Here is a 20,253-nt window from a genome sequence, read left to right on the forward strand (position 1 = left end):
GTCACGGCCTCCGCGGCTCGAACGGCGGGCGGCCGTTGCCGGCGGCGGGCCGGGGCGTGTCGTACCCGGTGGCGCGCTTGCGGTCCGACGGCAGGGCCAGCCGGTGCACCAGGTCGGCGACGATCGCGTCGGTGGTGCGCCGGGCGAGCTGGGCGTCGGCGGTGGGGATGACCCGGTGGGCCAGCACCGGCACCGCCAGCGCCTGCAGGTCGTCGGGGAGCACGTAGTCACGCCCCTCCAGGGCGGCCACCGCGCGGGCGGTGCGCAGCAGCTGGAGGGTGGCCCGGGGGGACGCGCCCAGCCGCAGGTCGGGGGCCTCCCGGGTGGCGGTGACCAGGTCGACGGCGTACTGCTTGACGGCGTCGGCGACGTGCACGTTGCGGACGGTGGCGATCAGCCGGCGGACCGTGTCGGCGTCGGAGACCGGGCGCAGCTCCTGGAGCGGGTCGGCGGCGCCGTGCCCGTCGAGCATGGCCAGCTCGGCCTCCGGGCCGGGGTAGCCCATCGCGATCCGGGCGGTGAACCGGTCCCGCTGCGCCTCCGGCAGGGGGTACGTCCCCTCCATCTCGATCGGGTTCTGGGTGGCGATCACCATGAACGGCGTCTGGAGCTGGTAGGTGACCCCGTCGACGGTGACCTGCCGCTCCTCCATGCACTCCAGCAGCGCGGACTGGGTCTTCGGCGAGGCCCGGTTGATCTCGTCGCCGACGACCAGGTTGGCGAAGACCGCGCCGGGCCGGAACTCGAAGTCGTGGGTCTCCTGGTTGTAGACGCTGACCCCGGTGACGTCGCTGGGCAGCAGGTCCGGGGTGAACTGGATGCGGCGGACCGAGCAGTCGATGGACCGGGCCAGCGCCTTGGCCAGTTTGGTCTTGCCCACGCCCGGGACGTCCTCGATCAGCAGGTGGCCCTCGGCCAGCAGGACCGCCAGGGCGAGCCGCACCGTGGCTGTCTTGCCCTCGATGACCTGCTCGATGTTGGCCACGACGGCCTCGCTGGCGGCATGGAACTCGTCGTGCGGCAGCACGCCGCCCACCTCGTCCCAGGTCTGTTGTGTCACGGGCCTTCCCCTCGTCGCCACGACGGCAGCTCTGTAAGGAGCACCTGGACCCGTCGTTCGGTTCGCAACGGGAAGCCTCGTCTGCCGCAGGAATCGCACTGGTCTCTCAGGCTAACCATGTTTGCGGTGATCGCCGAACCCTGCCGGAAGTCGGCCGGTCACCCAGCGGATATTCGTCAGGTCGGGGGACCTGACGCGGCCGGTCGGTCACGGACGGTGACCGCCGGACCGGACGTGGTCCGCGGCCGGCGGACGCCAGGGGGTACACTGCGGGACATGGCCGGAGCCATCCTGCTTCTTACCGAGCCGTGCTGACGCGCTGACGCGCGACGGCACGGCGGCCCCTCCTGTGCGAGGGGCTTTTTCGTGCCCTGAACAGATGCCCCGGATCCGACCTGACCGCGCCAAGGAGAAGCCATGACTGAGGCAGCCGCACCGGCGGGCGACACCCCCCCGTTCCGGTACACCGCCGCCCTGGCCGACGAGATCGAGCGTCGGTGGCAGGACACCTGGGCGCGGGAGGGCACCTTCCACGCCCCGAACCCCACCGGCCCGCTGGCCGACCCGGACCACCCACGGGCCGGCGCGGAGAAGCTCTACGTGCTGGACATGTTCCCCTACCCGTCCGGCGCAGGGCTGCACGTCGGCCACCCGCTGGGCTACATCGGCACCGACTGCTACGCCCGCTACCAGCGGATGTCCGGCCGCAACGTGCTGCACGCGATGGGTTTCGACGCGTTCGGGCTGCCCGCCGAGCAGTACGCGGTGCAGACCGGCACCCATCCCCGGACGACCACGGTGGCCAACATCGAGCGGTACAAGGCGCAGCTGCGCCGGCTGGGGCTGGCCCACGACGAGCGGCGCTCGGTGGCCACCATCGACACCGACTTCTACCGGTGGACCCAGTGGGTCTTCCTGCAGATCTTCAACTCCTGGTACGACCCCGACGCCCGGAAGGCCCGCCCGGTCGCCGAGTTGGTCGCGGCGTTCGCCGCCGGTGACCGGCCGACCCCGGACGGCCGGGCCTGGGCCGAGCTGACCGACGCCGAACAGCGGCGGATCGTCGACGACCACCGGCTGGCGTACGTCTCGCAGGCGCCGGTGAACTGGTGCCCGGGGCTGGGCACCGTGCTGGCCAACGAGGAGGTCACCGCCGACGGCCGCTCCGACCGGGGCAACTTCCCGGTCTTCAAGCGCAACCTGAAGCAGTGGATGATGCGGATCACCGCGTACGGCGACCGGCTGCTGGACGACCTGGACGCGCTGGACTGGCCCGAGTCGATCAAGCTGCAACAGCGCAACTGGATCGGCCGCTCCACCGGCGCGCACATCGACTTCACGGCCGGGACCACCGATTCCGGCGAAGCCCGCATCAGGGTCTTCACCACCCGGCCGGACACCCTCTTCGGGGCCACCTACCTGGTGCTGGCCCCCGAGCACGAGCTGGTCGACGCGCTGACCCCGACCACCTGGCCGGCCGGGACGCGGGACGCCTGGACCGGGGGGCACGCCGGCCCCCGGGAGGCCGTCGAGGCGTACCGGAAGGCGGCGGCGGCCAAGACCGACGTGGAGCGGCAGGCCGACACCCGGGAGAAGACCGGCGTCTTCGTCGGCGCGTACGCCACCCACCCGGTCACCGGCGGGCAGCTCCCGATCTTCATCGCCGACTACGTGCTGGCCGGCTACGGCACCGGCGCGATCATGGCGGTGCCCGCCCAGGACGAGCGGGACTGGGACTTCGCCGAGGTCTTCGAGCTGCCGATCGTGCGGACCGTGCAGCCCGCCGACGGGTTCGACGGGAAGGCGTACACCGGGGACGGGCCGGCGATCAACAGCGCCGCGCCCGAGCGCGGCCTGGACCTCAACGGGATGGGGGTGGCCGACGCCAAGTCGGCGATCATCGCCTGGCTGGAGGCCAACGGCCACGGTGTCGGCGCGGTCACCTGGCGGCTGCGGGACTGGTTGTTCTCCCGGCAGCGCTACTGGGGCGAGCCGTTCCCGATCGTGTACGACTCCACCGGCGCGGCGATCCCGCTGCCCGAGTCGATGCTGCCGGTCGAGCTGCCCGAGGTGGACGACTTCTCGCCGAAGACGTTCGACCCGGACGACGCCGACAGCAACCCGGAGACCCCGCTGTCGCGGCGGCGTGACTGGGTCGAGGTGGAGCTGGACCTGGGCGACGGGCCGCAGCGGTACACCCGGGAGACCAACGTGATGCCGCAGTGGGCCGGCTCCTGCTGGTACGAGCTGCGCTACCTGGACCCCACCAACCCCGACCGGTTCGTCGACGCCGAGAACGAGCGGTACTGGATGGGGCCGCGCGCCGAGGGCGACTGCGGGGGCACCGATCTGTACGTCGGCGGGGCCGAGCACGCCGTACTGCACCTGCTGTACGCCCGGTTCTGGCACAAGGTGCTGTACGACCTGGGGCACGTGTCGTCGTTCGAGCCGTTCCGCAGGCTGTTCAACCAGGGCATGATCCAGGCGTTCGCGTTCACCGACCCGCGGGGCGTCTACGTGCCCGCCGAGGAGGTCGTCGAGGTCGACGGCCGCTGGTGGCACGGTGAGCAGGAGGTGACCCGCGAGTACGGCAAGATGGGCAAGTCGCTGCGCAACGTGGTCACCCCGGACGACATGTGCGCGGCGTACGGCGCGGACACCTTCCGGGTGTACGAGATGTCGATGGGCCCGCTGGAGGTGTCCCGCCCCTGGGAGACCCGGGCGGTGGTCGGGTCGTACCGGTTCCTGCAACGGGTCTGGCGGGCCGTGGTCGACGAGCAGACCGGCACGCTGCGGGTCACCGACGCGCCGGCCGACGAGACCACCCGCCGGCTGCTGCACCGGATCGTCGACGGGGTCCGGACCGACATGGAGGGCATCCGGTTCAACACCGCGATCGCCAAGCTGATCGAGCTGACCAACGCGGTGACCCGGCTGGAGCAGACCCCGCGCGAGGTGGCCGAGCCCCTGGTGCTGATGCTGGCCCCGTTCGCCCCGCACGTGGCCGAGGAGCTGTGGCGGATGCTGGGCCACGACACCTCGCTGGCGTACGCGGACTTCCCGACCGCCGACCCGGCGCTGCTGGTCGCCGAGACGCTCACCTATCCGGTGCAGGTCAACGGCAAGGTGCGCGGCCGGGTCGAGGTGCCCGCCGACGCGGCGCAGGAGGCCGTCCGGGCGGCGGCCCTGGAGGCGGTCGCGTCCGCGCTGGCCGGCAAGGAACCCCGCAAGGTCATCGTGGTGCCGGGCCGGCTGGTCTCGGTCGTCGCCTGAGCTGTCGGGAAGGGCCCCTCGTCGACGCTTCATGCGCCGCGAGGGGCCCGTCCCACCGGCCCGCCCCCGTGCTGCTGCCGGACCGGGGCGGGTCAGGGTTCGCGGCGGTGCACGACCAGCGCGGCCACCAGGGTGGCGACGGCCGGCCAGACGGCGAGGGCCAGCCAGGAACCCGGGATCGTGGCGAGATGCTCGTTGAACTGGAGGTACGGGTTCGCGACGAGCCTCTCCCAGGCCGGCACCGGCAGGGCGTTGTGGAGCGCGGCCGTCCACCGGTTCTCCAGGTCGAACGCGAGCGGCAGCAGGAGCAGCAGCCCCGTGGTCGCGACGATCGCCGGGGCGGTGTGCCGCAGCAGCGCGCCGAAGCCCAGGCCGATGAGCGCGCAGACCGGCAGCAGCAGCGCCGAGGCGACGACCGCCCGCAACGCCCCGGGGTCGCCGGGCGACGCGCCGGCCCCCCGGTCGGCGAGGATGGCCTGCGACAGCCCGAACGACACACCTGCGGTCAGCACCCCGACGACCAGCATGACCGTCGCCAGCACCAGCACCTTGGCGGCGGCCACGGCGGCTCGGGCCGGTACGGCGGCGAACGTCGTACGGATCTGGCCGCTGGCGTACTCACCGGCGATCGCCACCGCGCCGACCGCCCCGGCGGCGAGGATGACGAACAACCAACCCTCCTCGGGGAAGGCGTCGTGGATCGGGTCGAACGCGGCCTGCCGCTCCGCCGAGTAGCCAGGCCAGTTGTGGTGGTCGGCCAGGGCCGCCCGCACGCTGAACAGCACGGCCGAGACCGCGATCAGCGCCAGCGACCCGTAGGTGGAACGCAGCGACCACAGCTTGATCCACTCGGCGGCGAGCAGGTCACGGAAGCGGGCGGTGGGCTCGACGGCCCGGCGGCCGGCGCTCCGGGTGGCCTCGGTCGGTGCGGTCACCGGTCTTCTCCTGCCCGGTAGTCGACGCGGTCGGCGGTGAGGTTCATGAACGCTTCCTCCAGCGAGGTGGACCGGGTGATCAACTCGTGCACCGGGATGCCCCGGGTGAATGCCAGGTCGCCGAGCGCCGTCGGGCTCAGGCCGGTCACCGTGAGCGAGCCGTCGGGGGCCGTCCCCACGTCCGCGCCCACCTCACGCACCGCGACGGTCAGCGCCGTCGGGTCGGGCGTACGGACCACGACCTGCGTCCGGACGCTGCGGGTGGCGAACTCGGCCAGGCTCTCGTCGGCGATCAACTCGCCCCGGCCGATCACCACCAGGTGCTGGGCGGTCTGTTCCATCTCGCTCATCAGATGGCTGGAGACGAGGACGGTCCGGCCCTCGGCGGCGAGCCGCCGGAACAGTTCGCGCACCCACCGCACCCCCGCCGGGTCGAGCCCGTTGAACGGCTCGTCGAACAGCAGCGTCGGCGGATCGCCCAGCAGCGCGGCGGCGATGCCGAGCCGCTGCTTCATGCCGAGCGAGAAACCACCGATCCGGCGTCCGGCGACCCCGGTCAGGCCCACCTCGCCCAGCACCTCGTCGACCCGCGACCGGCCGATGGCGTTGCTGGCGGCCAGCGCCCGCAGGTGCGACCGGGCGCTCCGCCCGCCGTGCACGTCGCCCGCGTCGAGCAGCGCGCCGACGTGCCGCAACCCGCGCCGGCGTGCGGCGAACGGCTGCCCGTCGATCAGGGTGCTGCCGCTGGTCGGGCGGTGCAGGCCGAGCAGCAGCCGCAGGGTGGTGGACTTGCCGGCGCCGTTGGGTCCGAGGAATCCGGTCACGTGTCCGGGCCGGACGGTGAGGGTCAGCCGGTCCACGGCAGTGGTCCGGCCGTACCGCTTGGTGAGGTCACGTATCTCGATCACGGGTTCGACGCTGCCGGACGGCGGCCGACCGGACGTCGTACCGCCGGCCACTTCCGGCCCCGCGGGGTAGGCCCCGGGGCGTACGCCCGCCGGCTGATGACCACCCGGCCACCCGCTGGCTACGGTGTGTCCATGCGTCCCGTCGCCACCCGTCCGGACCCCGTCGCCCGCCGGGTGCGGACGGTCCTGATCTGGGCCGGGGTGAGCCTGCTCCCGGCCGTGGTGCTGCTCGCGTCGACCGTCGGCACGGGTGGCCCGCTCCTGCCGGTCGTCACCCCCGACGGAAGCGTGCCGGGGATCCCGCTGCGCTATCTCGCGCCGGCGCTGGTGGTGTTGCTGCCCGCCGCGCTGCTGGGACGTCGTCCGCTGCTCGCGCTGGGGCTGGCCCTCGTCGGGGCCTGCACGGTGACCGTGGCGACGAACGGATGGGAGAACGGCTACCTGTCCGCCGTCTGGTACCTGCAGTTCCTCGTCGTCGATGCGATGGTGGGGCTGGTCGCGGCACGCTTCCCGGGCCGGATCGCGGTCCCCGCCGCCGCCGTGGTGCTCGTGCTGCAGGTCACGGCGGGTTTCGTCAACTCGGCCACCGGCCCGGTCGACCGGGCCGCCAGTTCGGTGCTGCTGGTGGTCGCCGCCGTGGTGGCCGGCGGCGCGGCGCGGGCCCGCCGACGGCACGCCGAGGAGTCACGCGCGCACGCCGCCGTCGAGGCGGTCACCGCGGAGCGGCTGCGGATCGCCCGGGAAGTGCACGACATGGTGGCGCACAGCATCGGCGTCATCGCCATCCAGGCGGGTGTCGGAGCCCGGGTCATCGACACCCAGCCGGGGGAGGCCCGGGCCGCACTCGCCGCCATCGAGCAGACCAGCCGGGACACGCTGGCCGGGCTGCGGCGGACCGTCGGCGCGCTGCGTCACCCGCAGCAGGCGGCGGCGTCGCTGGACCCGCCGCCCGGTCTGGTGGACCTGGACCGGCTGGTCGACGTCGCCGCCGACGCGGGGGTCCGGGTGGCGGTACGCCGGGAGGGCCCGCCCCGACAGCTGCCCGGGGAGGTCGACCTCGCCGCCTACCGGATCGTGCAGGAGGCGCTGACGAACGTCGTCCGGCACGCGGGCGTCGACCGGTGTCAGGTCACCCTCGGCTACCTGCCGGACGGGCTGCGCGTCGAGGTGGTCGACGCGGGCCGGGGCGCTCCGCCCGGCGGTGCGGGTGCGGGTGCGGGACACGGGATCGTCGGCATGCGGGAACGGGTGACGCTGCTCGGGGGCCGGTTCGCCGCCGGGTCGCGCCCGGAGGGCGGCTTCCGGGTCGCCGCCCGCCTGCCGGCCGACGGCGGACGGGCCAGCGTCGAGATGCCCGCCGGGGTCGACGGGTGAGCATCCGGGTCCTGCTCGTCGATGACCAGCCGCTGGTCCGCGCCGGTCTGCGGGTGCTGATCGCCGACGCGCCCGACATCGAGGTGGTCGGTGAGGCCGGCACCGGCGCGGAGGCGGTCCGGCTGGCCCGGGACGTGCTGCCCGACGTGGTGCTGATGGACCTGCGGATGCCCGGGACCGACGGCATCACCGCCACCCGGGCGATCACCGCGGCCGGCGGCCCGCCCCGGGTGCTGGTGCTGACCACGTTCGACGACGACGCGCACGTGCACGGCGCACTGCGTGCCGGGGCGAGCGGATTCCTGGTCAAGGACATGGCCCTGGAGGACATCCTCGGTGCGGTCCGGGTGGTCGCCGCCGGTGACGCCCTCATCGCGCCGGCGGTGACCCGCCGGCTGATCGCCGAATTCGCCCGCCGCCCTGACCGGGCGGCCCCCCCGCGCCCCCTGCCCGGGGTGACCGAGCGGGAACGCGAGGTGCTGACCCTGGTCGGCCGGGGACTGTCCAACGCGGAGATCGCCGCGCACCTGTTCATCAGCGCGGCCACCGCCAAGGCCCATGTGGCCCGGCTGTTCACCAAGCTCGGCGCACGGGACCGGGTGCACCTGGTCATCGCCGCCTACGAGGCCGGACTGATCCACCCCGCGCGCCGTGACGACCGTGACGCGGACCGGGGCCGCTGACCCACCGCGGCGACGGCCCGCCACCGGCCGGTCCGGTCGGCGTCAGCGTCGATCCCCGACGCCGGTCGGGCTCAGCTCGGGTCGCGCCGACGGCGGCGTTCGGCCCGCCACCACTGGTACGCCAGCACCGCGCTGGCGATCAGTCCGAGGCTGGCCGGGGCGGCGGCGTACCAGTTGATGCTGCCGGGGGAACTGGCCGCCGCGCCGATGGCGGCGTAGCCGAAGGCGGTCGGGGCGGAGGCCAGCACGCTGCCGACCAGGAACGGCAGCACCCGCGCCCCGGTGGTGCCGTAGCCGTAGCTGACCAGGCCGAACCCGGCGACCGGCAGCATCCGTACGGTGATCACGCCCAGCACGCTCTGCCGGGCGAACCAGCCGTCGAGCCGGGCCAGCCGGCCGCGTACCCGCTCGGCGACGAACTCCCGCCCCAGCACCCGGCCGACGGCGAAGCCGAGCGCGGCGGCCAGCAGCGCCGCGCCGAGCGCGTACGCCGCCCCCTCCAGCGGGCCGAACACGGCCCCCGCCGCCAGCGTGACGAAGGTCCGGGGGACCAGCGCCACCAGCAGCAGCGCCCCGACGACGATCCCGGCGAACGGGGCGTACCCGCCGAGGGGGTCGGCCAGCCGGGGCAGTTCGCCGACGTCCGGCCGGGGCGCCACCAGCAGCAGCACCGCGAACCCGGCCAGCATGACCAGCAGCAGGACGAACCGACGTGCCGACGGCTGACCGAGCAGCCGCCGGACGGCGGGGATCACGGGCGGGCGGCGGGCGTCACGGGCGGGCGGCGGCGGCCACCGCGGCGCGGCGTTCGGTGCGCAGCCGCTCGGCCCAGGTGTCGTCCAGCGGCGGGAGCTGGTGCGCGCCGGTGGCCCAGCGCAGCAGCAGGTCGGCCAGGGCGGGGTTACGGGCCAGCGCCGGCCCGTGCGAATAGGTGCCCAGCAGCTTGCCCCGCCAGGCGCCCTCGGTGACGCCGTCGTTGCCGACCCCGGCGCTGACCCGGGCCAGCGGCGACACGCCGGGGCCGAGGTGGGTCCGACCGCCGTGGTTCTCGAAGCCGGACAGCGCCGGCACCCCCAGCCTCGGGTCGATCTCGCCGGCCAGCTCGCCGACGGCCCGGGTCGGACCCCGGTCGGAGGAGAGGTCGAGCAGCTCCAGCCCGGCGCACCGGGTGCCCTTGGCGAAGAAGGAGCTGCCGAGGAGCTGGTAGCCGGCGCAGACGCCGAACACCACCGAGCCCTGGGCGACGGCCCGGTGCAGGCCGCCGTCGGCGAGCAGCCGCTGCGCGCCGAGCGCCTGCGGGCCGTCCTCGCCGCCGCCGAGCAGGTAGATGTCGGCGGTGGCGGGCAGCCGCTGGTCGGAGCGGACCTCCAGCACCTCGACCGGCATCCCGCGCTGCTGCGCCCGGCGGGCCAGGATCAGCAGGTTGCCCCGGTCGCCGTAGGTGGAGAGCAGGTCGGGGTAGATCCAGACGATACGCAGGCTCTCAGTTGACACGGTCCAACTCCGCTCGGATGTCCTGGAAGGCGGTGTAGTTCGCGATGACCTCCAGCCGGCCCGGCGGGACCGCCCGGACCGCCTCGCCGAACGCCCGGACGTGCTGGAACGGCACCCCGTTGACGTCGAGCCGGACCGCCAGGTCGTACGCCCGGTCGCCGGTGATCAGCACCTGCCGGCCGCGCAGCGGGGCGAAGTCGACGTCGAACAGCCAGGAGGTGTCCAGCCCGTCGGGGTCGCGGGCGTTGATGGACAGCAGGGTGGGCGCCTCGTCGGCCATGTCGAACGCCTCCAGCCAACTGGCCGGGTTCTTGGCCAGCAGCAGCCGGATGTTGCGCCCGTCCCGGTCGACCTGGGCGTACCGGCCGGCGACCGAGGTCACCGTGTGCAGCCGGGACACCGCGTCGACGGGGCGTACCCCGAACTCGGCGGCGACGGCGAGGGCGGTGGCCGCGTTGCCGAGGTTGACCTTGCCGGGGAGCTGGAGGGTCACCTTGTGCCAGGCCCCGGTGGGGTCGAGCACGCCGTCGTCCTCCACCGTCCACTGCGCGTCCGGGCGGCGCAGCGGGCAGCCGGAGCACCACCACTGCTCACCGGAGCGCTGGATGGTGGAGCCGCACTCCGGGCAGACCCAGGAGTCGTCGTGCCAGCGTTGCCCGGCGCTGAACCAGGTGACGTGCGGCGGGCGGACGCCCCGGGCGGGGTCGGCCGGCGGGGTGGCGGCCCAGACCACCATCGGGTCGTCGGCGTTGGCGACCACCCGTACGTCGGTGTGCCGGACCAGCGCGGAACGCCAGAGCTGCGCCATCATGGCGACCTCCTTGGCCCGGTCGAGCTGGTCGCGGGAGAGGTTGAGCAGGGCCACCACGTGCGGCTCGGTGGCCTCCAGCACCTGCGCGAGGTAGTGCTCGTCGACCTCCAGCACCGCGTACGGCGTGCTGCCGGCCTTGGCCAGCGCCGAGGTGTGCCCGGTGGGCATGTTGGCGCCGAAGGAGTTGGTGGCGACCCGGCCGAGCACGCCGACGGCGGCGGCGCTGAGTCGGGTGGTGGTGGTCTTGCCGTTGGTGCCGGAGATCAGCGCGATGGCGCGTCCGGCCGAGAGGTGGGCCAGCAGGTCCGGGTCGATCTTCAGCCCGATCCATCCGCCGATCACCGAGCCGTCACCCCGGCCGGCGGCGCGCGACAGCGCCGCGGCGGTCCTCGACACGGAGCTGGCCACCTTCGCCCGCAGGGGCATCTTCGCGTCCGTCACCCGAGCGAGGTTACCGGACCCCCGCGCCCGCCAGATCGCCGCCGACGGCGAACCGTTCGGTCGGGGTGGGCCGGGCGTCCGGTCGGCGCGGGCTCCACCGGACGGGGTCGATCGATGTCGGGTAGCGGACCCGGCCCGGCGGCGCTCCACCCCTCCACTTCGCTCCACCGGCTCTGACGTGCGGTTTTGCCCGCGACAGCGACGCGCCGCGCGGGCGAATCTGGTTGCAGGTGGAGGGAAGTGGAGTAGAGTGGGGCGCATTGGTGAGGCCGGGAGGGCCCACCGGCCCGGGGGGTCAGCGGCGCCGCGAACGCCGCTCAGGGCGAGGGGGTAGGGCCGATGTTCCTCGGCACGCACACCCCACGCCTGGACGAAAAGGGCCGGTTGATCCTTCCGGCCAAGTTCCGGGACGAACTGGCGGGGGGTGTCGTGATCACCAAAGGGCAGGATCGCTGTCTCTACGTCTTCCCCACGCCCGAGTTCCAGCGGATCGCCGACCAGTTGCGCGCGCAGCCCATGACGAACAAGGCGGCCCGGGCCTACAGCCGGGTCTTCTTCGCCAGCGCGCACGACGAGGTCCCCGACAAGCAGGGCCGGGTCACCATCCCGGCCCACCTGCGGTCCTATGCCGCGCTCGACCGGGATCTGGTGGTGATCGGGGCGTCCACCCGGGTGGAGATCTGGGACCGGACGGCCTGGGAGAGCTACCTCGCCGAGAGCGAAGACGACTTCGCCGACATCGAGGAGGGGGTGCTGCCCAGCGGTCTGTAGGGCGTGGCGACGCCCGACGTACTGCGAGATCTCCAGCCGCTTTCGAGTTCCTGGCGCCCCTTCCCCGGTGCCAGGGGCACGATCTCCATCCCGGGTCGACGACCCGGAGCCGGAGCGGGAGCGGATGGGGATCTGGCGGTACGACGGCACGGCGTCGTCCGACGGCAGAGCGCGACACGTAAGAGCAGGTATTCCACAGTGGGGGTCGACATGGGGGAGCTACGCGGCACGCACGTGCCGGTGCTGCTCGAGCGGTGTCTCGAGCTGCTGGCCCCCGCGCTGGACCGGGGCGGCCGGACGGTCCACGTCGATGCCACGCTGGGCCTGGCCGGGCATGCCGAGGCGGTGCTGGAACGGCATCCGCACACGGTGCTGATCGGCCTGGACCGGGACACCGAGGCCCTGGCGCACGCCCGGGTCCGGCTGGCCCGCTTCACCGACCGGATCCACCTGGAGCACGCCGTCTACGACGAGTTGCCCGAGGTGGTGGCCCGGCTGGGCTATCCGGTCATCGACGGAGTGCTGTTCGACCTGGGCGTCTCCTCGTTGCAGCTCGACGCGCCCGACCGCGGGTTCGCCTACGCCCAGGACGCGCCGCTGGACATGCGGATGGACCAGACCCGGGGGGTGACCGCCGAAGAGGTGGTCAACACCTACTCCCACCCTGATCTGGCCCGGGTGCTGCGGGTCTACGGCGAGGAGAAGTTCGCCGGCCGGATCGCCTCGGCGATCCTCCGGGAGCGTGAGCAGGGGCGGATCACCTCCTCGGCCCGGCTGGCGGAGCTGGTCAGGGAGAGCATTCCGGCACCAGCGCGACGAACCGGGGGACACCCGGCCAAGAGAACGTTTCAGGCTTTACGGATCGAGGTAAACAGGGAACTGGCGGTGCTGGAGAAGGCGCTGCCGGCTGCCCTCGACACGCTCGGCGTGGGCGGTCGCATGGTGGTCCTGTCCTACCACTCGCTGGAGGACCGGCTCACCAAGCAGGCGCTCGCCGACCGGGTCCGCAGTAAGGGCCCGGTCGACCTCCCGGTGGAACTGCCCGGGTCGGGTCCGACGTTCCGGCTGCTCAGCCGGGGCGCCGAACTCGCCGGGGAGGAGGAGGTCACCGCGAACCCGCGGGCCGCGTCGGTGCGGTTGCGGGCCGCGGAGCGACTCGACCCGACCACCGGGCCGTCGGGGCGGACCGACCGCGAACGGTCCCGCCGACGGGTCAGGGCGATGCACCAAGCGGGAACGGGGTCGACAGCGGGTTCCACAGTGGACCACGGGACGACGCCGGGGGACGGCAGGACGGACGAACAGGGGGAGGGGACATGAACGTCAACAAGCGTGACGGCCGCGACGCGGTCGTCGGGCAGCGCGCACCGCGGTCGGGGGGCCGGACCACGGCGCAGCGCACGACCCGTACCACGACGCCGGCGGACCTCGCCGGTCGAGCGGGGGAGACGCGCCGGGGGGCGCGCGAGTTCCCCACCCAGGGCAGTGCCGCGTTGCGGCCGGCGGAGCAGCCGGCCACCCGTACCGCCACCGCCGGCACCGGGTCGCCCCGGCTGCGGGTGGCGCCGCCGCCGCCGGTCCGGGTGCCCCGGGCACCGTTCGCCGCGCTGATCGTGGTGCTCGTGGTCGGCGGGGTGCTGGGCATCCTCGCGGTCAACACGAAGATCAACGAGAACGCCTTCAAACTCCAGCAGCTCCAGCAGCAGCAGGCCCGGCTCGACGTCGACCAGCAGCAGTTGGAGAAGCAGATCGAGGAGGCCAAGGAGCCGGGCAACCTGACCGCCCGGGCCCGCAAGCTGGGTCTGGTGGAGGCCGGTGAGCCGGCGTACATCCGGCTGCCGGACGGTCGGCTGATCGGCGTGCCGCAGCCGGCCGACGGGCAGCCGGCGATCACCAGCCAGCAGGGCAACGGGGGGTAGCACCCGTGCCGCCGAGATCGGACGAACCGCGCCGGGACGCCACGGGCTCCCGGCGCGGTGCGGTTCGTGGTGGGGCCGCCCGGGGCGGCGAGCCGCGAGCCGGGCAGCCCCGCACCGGGGAACCCCGCACCGGGCAACCCCGGGGCGGCGAGCCGCGCACCGGCGACCCACGGCCGGGGGAGTCCCGGGGCGGGGACACCGGCGGGATCTCCGACGCGCGGGCGTACACCCCCCGGGGCCGCACCATCCGGGAGAGCAGCGAGGACCGGGGCGGGCAGCGGCGCACCCCACGCGCCGGCCGCTCCGGCGACCCGTTCCGCCCCGCCCTCCAGGTCCTCGACGGCGGTCGGGCCGCCGCCAACCGGAGCGGCCGCCGGGAGGCCGCGCCGACCGGTCGTACCGGCGTCATCCGGACCGTGCCGCAGCGCGTCGCGCCCGACGACGACGAGTTCGCCGAGCCGCCCGCCCCGCGCCGCCGGCCCGGCCGCAGCGTCCCGCGCCGGGGTGACCCGCCCGGTCGCGGCGCCCCGCGCCGCACCGAGACGCCCCGGCGTACCGACCGACCGGCCGGGCGACGACCGGTGCGCAAGCCACGCCGCCCGCCGAAGCTCGCCGAGCCGCGTCGCCGGCTGCGACTGGGCACCGTGCTGGTGCTGGCGATCTTCGCGGTGATCGGCATCCGGCTGGTCGTGCTGCAGGCCGTGGACACCCCGGCGTACGCCGGGGGCGGCGTCGACAACCGGCTCACCCGGATCGACCTGCCGGCCCCGCGCGGCTCGATCCAGGACCGCACCGGTGCCCCGCTGGCCCGCAGCGTCGAGGCCCGGTACGTCTTCGCCGACCCCACCATGGTCAAGGACCGCACCGAGACCGCGAAGCTGCTCTCCCCGCTGCTCGGCGTCCCGGTCTCCGAACTGGCCGACAAGATGAAGCGTCGGGGCAACCTCCAGTTCCGCTACCTGGCCCGGGGCGTCGACGTCGCGCAGGCCAAGCAGATCGAGGCGCTCGACCTCGCCGGCATCGGCACCCACCGCGACGAACGCCGCGAGGTGCCCGGCGGTGACCTGGCCGCCAACCTGGTCGGCTTCACCAGCCAGGACATGGACGGGCTGGAGGGCCTGGAGGCCCGCTACGACGACCTGCTGCGCGGCCAGGACGGCCGGCGGGTGTACGAGGCGGGGCTGGGCGACCTCAACGCCCCCATCCCCGGCGGCTACAGCCAGACCACCGCCCCCAAGCCGGGCAGCTCGCTGGTGCTCACCATCGACCGGGACCTCCAGTTCCAGGTGCAGCAGATCCTCAGCCGGCAGATGGCCCAGACCCGGGGCGCGATCGGCGCGGCGGTGGTGCTCGACGTCAAGACCGGCGACGTGCTGGCCCAGGCGAGCAACCCGACCTACAACGCGGCCTCGCCGGAGCAGAGCCGACCCACCGACCGGGAGGACGCCGCCTCCAGCTTCGTGGTCGACCCGGGGTCGGTGCACAAGGCGATCACCTACGGCGCGGCGTTGCAGGAGGGCGTCATCACCCCGGACAGCGCCTGGCCGGTCGCCAACACCATCACCCGGGGCGACGTGACCTTCCGCGACACCCACCCGGCCGACGGCAAGAAGCTCAGCGTGGCCGGCATGCTGGCGTACTCGTCCAACGTCGGCACCATCGAGATCGGCGACCGGCTCGGCCCGGACCGGCTGATCGACTACCAGAAGCGCTTCGGGCTGGGGCAGCCCACCGGCGAGGGGATGCCCGGCGAGGCGTCCGGGCGGCTGCTCCCGGCCGCGCGGTGGAGCGGCTCGTCGTACGGGTCGGTGCCGATCGGGCACAGCGTGGACACCACCCCGTTGCAGATGGCCGCCGCGTACGCCGCCATCGCCAACGACGGCACCTACGTCCAGCCGCACCTGATCAAGGAGGTGGTCGGGGCGGACGGCAGGCGCACCCCGTCCGCCGCCCCGGTCACCCGCTCGGTGCTCAGTCCGCAGAACGCGGCAGCCCTGCGTACCCTGCTGGAAGCGGTGACCACGGTCGACGGCGCGACCGGCCTGGCCGCTGCGGTGCCCGGCTACCGGGTCGCCGGCAAGACCGGCACCGGGCTGCGCTACGTCGACGGCAAGGAGCAGCCCGGCGAGGTCGGCTCGTTCATCGGGATGGCGCCCGCCGAGGCGCCCCGGTACGTGGTGGCGGTCTTCGTGTGGAACCCCGAGGGCGGTGGCGGCGCGGTCGTCGCCCCGGCGTTCCGCGAGATGATGGGCTTCACGCTGCGTCACTACCGGGTTCCTCCGTCGCGCGGGAAATCCCCCAACTTCGAGGTCTTTCCGCGCTGACCGGGAACGGCGGGACATCATCGGTGAGTGCCGACGAACCACCGGGGCGGCTGTGCGGCCGGAACCGGACGACCGGGTAGGGTCTGACGCCGTGCCCGGCAATCCACGCCCCCGTACCGTGCCCGGAGTCCGGCTCGGCGACCTCGCCGACCGGCTCGCCGTAGCGCCGCCGGCCGACGCCGCCGAGCTGGTCGTGACCGGGGTGACCCACGCCAGCCAGGAGGTCCGACCCGGCGACCTGTACGCCGCCCTGCCCGGTGCCCGTCGGCACGGCGCGGAGTTCGCCGCCGGGGCCGCCACGGCCGGCGCGGTGGCCGTGCTGACCGACCCGGCCGGCGCGGCGGCGGCCGGCGCGGCCGGGCTGCCCGTCCTGGTGACGCCCGATCCCCGGGCCGTGCTGGGCGAGCTGGCCGCCGCGGTCTACGGCGACCCGACCGACGGGCTCACCGTGATCGGGGTGACCGGCACCGCCGGCAAGACCTCGACGGCCTACCTGATCGAGTCCGGGCTGCGCGCCGCCGGTCACGTCACCGGCCTGATCGGCACCGTGGAGACCCGCCTCGGCGACCTGGTGACCGACAGCGTCCGGACCACCCCGGAGGCCACCGACCTGCACGCCCTGCTCGCCGCCGCCCGCGAGCGCGGGGTGACCGCGGTGGTCATGGAGGTGTCCAGCCACGCCCTGGCGATGGGGCGGGTCGGCGGGGTCCGGTTCGCCGTCGGCGGCTACACCAACTTCGGCTCCGACCACCTCGACTTCCACGCCGACACGGCGGACTACTTCGCCGCCAAGGCCAGGCTCTTCGACGGGCGTTGCCGGGTCGAGGTGCTCAACCACGACGACCCGGCGCTGCGCCCGTTGTTCCGGCCGGCCACGGTCAGCTACTCGGCGGCCGGCGACCCGACCGCCACCTGGTGGGCCGACCGGGTCGGCGGCGAGGGCTACGCCCAGCGGTTCACCGCGCACGGCCCGGACGGCCTGGAGCTGCCCGCCGGGGTGGCGCTGCCCGGCCGGCACAACGTGGCCAACGCGCTGCTCGCGGTGGCCAGCCTGGTCGCCACCGGGGTGGACCCGGCGACCGCCGTCGCCGGGGTGGCCGCCTGCGGCGGGGTGCCCGGCCGGCTGGAGCTGGTCAGCGGGGACGCCCCGGTGCGCGGGGTGGTCGACTACGCGCACAAGACCGACGCCGTGGTGGCCGCCCTGGCCGCGCTGCGCGGCACTGGCACCGGTCGGCTGATCTGCGTCATCGGCGCCGGTGGCGACCGGGACCGGGGCAAGCGCCCGGTGATGGGCGCCGCCGCTGCCCGGGGGGCCGACGTGGTGCTGGTGACCGACGACAACCCGCGCACCGAGGACCCGGCGGCGATCCGGGCCGAGGTGCTGGCCGGGGCGTACCGGGCGGACGCCGGTGCCCGGATCGTCGAGGTGCCGGGCCGGCGGGAGGCCATCGCCGAGGCGGTCCGGCTGGCCGAGCCGGGGGACGTGGTGGCGCTGCTCGGCAAGGGGCACGAACGCGGTCAGGAGATCGCCGGCGAGGTGTACCCGTTCGACGACCGCACCGAGCTGGCGGAGGCGCTGCGCGTCCGCTTCGGCGACCTGGCGGGTCGACGGTGATCCCGCTGAGCCTGGCCGAGGTGGCCGCCGCGGTGGGCGGCCGGCTGCACGCCGCCGACCCGGACACCCGGGTCACCGGCCCGGTCGAGTTCGACTCCCGCAAGGTCGCCGCCGGGGCGCTCTTCGTGGCCTTCCCCGGCGAGCGGGTCGACGGGCACGACTACGCCGCCGGTGCGGTCGCCGCCGGTGCGGTGGCGGTGCTCGGCACCCGGGAGCTGCCCGGGGTGCCGATGGTGCTGGTGGACGACGCGCTGGCCGCGCTGGGCCGGCTGGCCCGGGCCGTGGTGGACCGGCTGCCGGGGCTCACCGTGATCGGGCTGACCGGATCGTCGGGCAAGACCACCACCAAGGACCTGATCGCCCAGCTCGCCGTGCGGCTCGGCCCGACGGTGGCCCCGCCCGGGTCGTTCAACAACGAGCTGGGCCACCCGTACACCGCCCTGCAGGCCACCGCGCAGACCCGGTACCTGGTGATGGAGAAGGGCGCCCGGGGCGTCGGGCACGTCCGTTACCTCTGTGACGTGGTGCCGCCGCGGATCTCGGTGGTGCTCAACGTCGGGGTGGCGCACCTGGGCGAGTTCGGCTCGGTGGAGAACATCGCCCTGGCCAAGGGGGAGCTGGTGGAGGCGCTGCCGGCCGACGGGCTGGCGGTGCTCAACGCCGACGACCGGCTGGTGGCGGCGATGGCGTCGCGCACCGCCGCCCGGGTGGTCCGCTACGGCGAGTCGGCCGACGCCGACGTGCGCGCGGTGGACGTGACCCTGGACGGGCGGGGGCGGCCGGCGTACACCCTGGTGACCCCGGAGGGGACCGCCCCGGTGCGACTCGGCCTGACCGGCCGGCACCAGGTCTCCAACTCGCTGGCCGCGGCGGCGGTCGCCCGGGAGCTGGGCATGCCGCTGGCCGAGCTGGCGGCGGCCCTGGGCGAGCTGGGGCTGGTCTCCACCCGCCGGATGGACGTCTTCACCCGGCCGGACGGGGTGACCGTGATCGACGACTCGTACAACGCCAACCCGGCCTCGACGGCGGTGGCGCTGCGGGCGCTGGCCGGGATGCACCGGGGCGGGCGGACGTTCGCCGCCCTGGGCTACATGGCCGAGCTGGGCGAGTACGAGGACGAGGGGCACCGGGAGGTCGGCCGGCTCGCGGCCGAGCTCGGTGTCGACCGGCTGCTCGTGGTGGGTGAGCCGGCCGCGCCGATCCACGAGGGCGCGACAGCGGTAAGTGACTGGGGAGGAGGGTCGGTGCTGCTCACCGATCAGGCGGCGGCCGTCGAGGTGCTGCGCAGCGAGCTACGACCGGGCGACGTCGTCCTGGTGAAGGGCTCCCGGTACCGCACCTGGGAGGTGGCCGACGCGCTGCGTGCCGACGGCGAGGGTGCCGGGGCCGGCGCGGGGGGTGCCGCGTGAGGGCGGTCATCGTCGCCATCGGGGTGGCGTTCCTGGTGTCGCTGCTGGCCACGCCGCTCGCGATCAAGGTGTTCGCCCGGCTCAAGGCCGGTCAGCCGATCCGGTCGAACCTCGGGCTGGCCAGCAACGAGGGCAAGAAGGGCACGCCGACGATGGGCGGCGTGGTGTTCATCCTGGCCACGGTGATCGCCTACGTGGCCGGTCACCTCGCCCTGACCACCCTGCCGGACGCGCAGATCGCCCAGGTCGAGCCGACCATCACCGCCCTGGTGCTGCTGGGGCTGATGGTCTTCTCCGGCGCGGTCGGCTTCATCGACGACTTCCTCAAGGTGCGCAAGCGGCACAGCGGCGGGCTCAACAAGCGCGGCAAGCTGTTCGGGCAGATCCTGGTCGGGGCGGCCTTCGGGGTTGTCGCGCTCTACTTCCCGAGCAGCATGACCGACGCCAGCGGCGCGACGACCAACACCGAGACGGTGGGCAGCACCACGCTGAGCTTCATCCGGGACATCCCGGCGCTGGAGATCGGCAAGGTCGCCTCGGTGATCGTGATCATCATGGTGGTGATGGCGGCGACCAACGGGGTCAACCTCACCGACGGCCTGGACGGGCTGGCTACCGGCGCCTCGGTGATGGTGCTGGCCGCGTACGCGCTGATCGCGTTCTGGCAGTACCGGCACTGGTGCGCCGACCCGACGTACACCGCCAACCCGGACAACTACTGCTACGCCGTCCGGGATCCGCTGGAGATCGCGTTGATCGCCGGGGCGGCGGCCGGGGCCTGCGTGGGCTTCCTGTGGTGGAACACCTCGCCCGCCCGGATCTTCATGGGCGACACCGGCGCGCTGGGCCTCGGCGGCCTGATCGCCGGGATGGCGATGTCCACCCGGACGGTCCTGCTGCTGCCGATCCTCGGCGGGCTCTTCGTGATCATCACGATGTCCGTGGTGATCCAGATCATCTCCTTCCGCACCACCGGCAAGCGGGTCTTCCGGATGTCCCCGCTGCAGCACCACTTCGAGTTGGCCGGCTGGAGCGAGGTCAACATCGTGGTCCGCTTCTGGATCATCGCGGGCATCGGGGTGGCCATCGCGCTGGGCCTGTTCTACAGCGACTTCCTGGCCAGCATGGGCTGACCCCGGGCACCGGGGCGGTCCCGCGACGGGTCACCGCCCCGGCCCCGGCCGGGGTTTCCCCTACCCGAGGGGCACCCGATCCGCATTTCGACACGCCGACCGG

16 protein-coding genes are annotated in these 20,253 nt (G+C 74.1%); 10 read left to right on the forward strand and 6 right to left on the reverse strand.

The features are described from left to right. Window position 1: 1 nt before the first annotated feature. Window positions 2-1,060: an AAA family ATPase gene (locus GA0070623_RS26810; RefSeq protein WP_067301838.1), complete on the reverse strand. Its 1,059-nt coding sequence runs from the start codon at window positions 1,058-1,060 to the stop codon at window positions 2-4. A gap of 417 nt (window positions 1,061-1,477) precedes the next feature. Here GA0070623_RS26810 and leuS point away from each other — a divergent pair, with 417 nt between their 5' ends. Beyond that, window positions 1,478-4,333: a leucine--tRNA ligase gene (gene leuS, locus GA0070623_RS26815; RefSeq protein ID WP_067301836.1), complete on the forward strand. Its 2,856-nt coding sequence runs from the start codon at window positions 1,478-1,480 to the stop codon at window positions 4,331-4,333. A 92-nt stretch (window positions 4,334-4,425) separates the two neighbouring features. On the opposite strand, the gene GA0070623_RS26820 is transcribed toward leuS, so the two are convergent. Then, a complete protein-coding gene (locus GA0070623_RS26820; protein ID WP_067301833.1) occupies window positions 4,426-5,268 on the reverse strand; it encodes a hypothetical protein in 843 nt (280 codons plus the stop codon). Then, window positions 5,265-6,176 carry an ABC transporter ATP-binding protein gene (locus GA0070623_RS26825; protein ID WP_067301924.1) on the reverse strand — a complete coding sequence of 304 codons (912 nt, stop codon included), beginning with the start codon at window positions 6,174-6,176 and terminating at the stop codon, window positions 5,265-5,267. The genes GA0070623_RS26820 and GA0070623_RS26825 overlap by 4 nt, the downstream gene beginning before the upstream one ends. A gap of 132 nt (window positions 6,177-6,308) precedes the next feature. On the opposite strand from GA0070623_RS26825, the gene GA0070623_RS26830 reads away from it, so the two are divergent. Further along, window positions 6,309-7,550 carry a sensor histidine kinase gene (locus tag GA0070623_RS26830; RefSeq protein WP_067301921.1) on the forward strand — a complete coding sequence of 414 codons (1,242 nt, stop codon included), beginning with the start codon at window positions 6,309-6,311 and terminating at the stop codon, window positions 7,548-7,550. After that, window positions 7,547-8,233, forward strand: a complete 687-nt coding sequence (locus tag GA0070623_RS26835) for a response regulator (RefSeq protein WP_067301830.1) — start codon at window positions 7,547-7,549, stop codon at window positions 8,231-8,233. The genes GA0070623_RS26830 and GA0070623_RS26835 overlap by 4 nt, the downstream gene beginning before the upstream one ends. Window positions 8,234-8,304: 71 nt before the next feature. On the opposite strand, the gene GA0070623_RS26840 is transcribed toward GA0070623_RS26835, so the two are convergent. From GA0070623_RS26840 to GA0070623_RS26850, 3 genes are read right to left on the reverse strand one after another with little or no spacing between them, the layout of a single operon-like run. Further along, window positions 8,305-8,988, reverse strand: coding sequence for a TVP38/TMEM64 family protein (locus GA0070623_RS26840; RefSeq protein ID WP_067301827.1), 684 nt, complete (start codon window positions 8,986-8,988; stop codon window positions 8,305-8,307). Between the two features lie 16 nt (window positions 8,989-9,004). Next, on the reverse strand, window positions 9,005-9,727 hold the full coding sequence (locus GA0070623_RS26845) for a type 1 glutamine amidotransferase (protein WP_067301824.1): 723 nt from the start codon (window positions 9,725-9,727) through the stop codon (window positions 9,005-9,007). Continuing rightward, complete coding sequence (locus tag GA0070623_RS26850) at window positions 9,717-10,964, reverse strand: MurT ligase domain-containing protein (RefSeq protein ID WP_067301918.1); 1,248 nt, start codon at window positions 10,962-10,964, stop codon at window positions 9,717-9,719. Before GA0070623_RS26850 ends, GA0070623_RS26845 begins: the two co-directional genes overlap by 11 nt. Window positions 10,965-11,318: 354 nt before the next feature. Here GA0070623_RS26850 and mraZ point away from each other — a divergent pair, with 354 nt between their 5' ends. The 7 genes from mraZ to mraY all read left to right on the forward strand — a co-directional run bounded on the left by mraZ (window position 11,319) and on the right by mraY (window position 20,150). Continuing rightward, the gene (gene mraZ, locus GA0070623_RS26855) at window positions 11,319-11,750 is read left to right on the forward strand and encodes a division/cell wall cluster transcriptional repressor MraZ (protein WP_067301821.1); all 432 of its coding nucleotides are present in this window, start codon (window positions 11,319-11,321) and stop codon (window positions 11,748-11,750) included. Window positions 11,751-11,960: 210 nt separating this feature from the next. After that, window positions 11,961-13,070, forward strand: coding sequence for a 16S rRNA (cytosine(1402)-N(4))-methyltransferase RsmH (rsmH, locus tag GA0070623_RS26860; RefSeq protein WP_067301819.1), 1,110 nt, complete (start codon window positions 11,961-11,963; stop codon window positions 13,068-13,070). After that, on the forward strand, window positions 13,067-13,669 hold the full coding sequence (locus tag GA0070623_RS26865) for a hypothetical protein (protein ID WP_067301817.1): 603 nt from the start codon (window positions 13,067-13,069) through the stop codon (window positions 13,667-13,669). The genes rsmH and GA0070623_RS26865 overlap by 4 nt, the downstream gene beginning before the upstream one ends. A gap of 5 nt (window positions 13,670-13,674) precedes the next feature. After that, the gene (locus GA0070623_RS26870) at window positions 13,675-15,993 is read left to right on the forward strand and encodes a penicillin-binding transpeptidase domain-containing protein (protein ID WP_067301813.1); all 2,319 of its coding nucleotides are present in this window, start codon (window positions 13,675-13,677) and stop codon (window positions 15,991-15,993) included. A 52-nt stretch (window positions 15,994-16,045) separates the two neighbouring features. Next, window positions 16,046-17,608 carry a UDP-N-acetylmuramoyl-L-alanyl-D-glutamate--2,6-diaminopimelate ligase gene (locus tag GA0070623_RS26875; protein ID WP_084261033.1) on the forward strand — a complete coding sequence of 521 codons (1,563 nt, stop codon included), beginning with the start codon at window positions 16,046-16,048 and terminating at the stop codon, window positions 17,606-17,608. Continuing rightward, window positions 17,605-19,017 (forward strand): UDP-N-acetylmuramoyl-tripeptide--D-alanyl-D-alanine ligase, encoded by a 1,413-nt coding sequence (locus tag GA0070623_RS26880; protein WP_089004192.1) that lies wholly within the window; start codon window positions 17,605-17,607, stop codon window positions 19,015-19,017. Before GA0070623_RS26875 ends, GA0070623_RS26880 begins: the two co-directional genes overlap by 4 nt. Continuing rightward, a complete protein-coding gene (gene mraY / locus GA0070623_RS26885; protein ID WP_067301809.1) occupies window positions 19,014-20,150 on the forward strand; it encodes a phospho-N-acetylmuramoyl-pentapeptide-transferase in 1,137 nt (378 codons plus the stop codon). Before GA0070623_RS26880 ends, mraY begins: the two co-directional genes overlap by 4 nt. The last annotated feature ends 103 nt before the right edge of the window (window positions 20,151-20,253 follow it).

This window comes from Micromonospora rifamycinica, assembly GCF_900090265.1.
In the GTDB taxonomy this organism is placed as follows: domain Bacteria; phylum Actinomycetota; class Actinomycetes; order Mycobacteriales; family Micromonosporaceae; genus Micromonospora; species Micromonospora rifamycinica.

What these genes read in the sequence shown, in the direction of transcription:
- leuS (WP_067301836.1), top strand. Translation starts at nt 1,478, where the DNA reads ATGACTGAGGCAGCCGCACCGGCGGGCGACACCCCCCCGTTCCGGTAC.
- GA0070623_RS26830 (WP_067301921.1), top strand. Translation starts at nt 6,309, where the DNA reads ATGCGTCCCGTCGCCACCCGTCCGGACCCCGTCGCCCGCCGGGTGCGG.
- GA0070623_RS26850 (WP_067301918.1), bottom strand. Translation starts at nt 10,964, where the DNA reads ATGCCCCTGCGGGCGAAGGTGGCCAGCTCCGTGTCGAGGACCGCCGCG.
- mraZ (WP_067301821.1), top strand. Translation starts at nt 11,319, where the DNA reads ATGTTCCTCGGCACGCACACCCCACGCCTGGACGAAAAGGGCCGGTTG.
- rsmH (WP_067301819.1), top strand. Translation starts at nt 11,961, where the DNA reads ATGGGGGAGCTACGCGGCACGCACGTGCCGGTGCTGCTCGAGCGGTGT.
- GA0070623_RS26865 (WP_067301817.1), top strand. Translation starts at nt 13,067, where the DNA reads ATGAACGTCAACAAGCGTGACGGCCGCGACGCGGTCGTCGGGCAGCGC.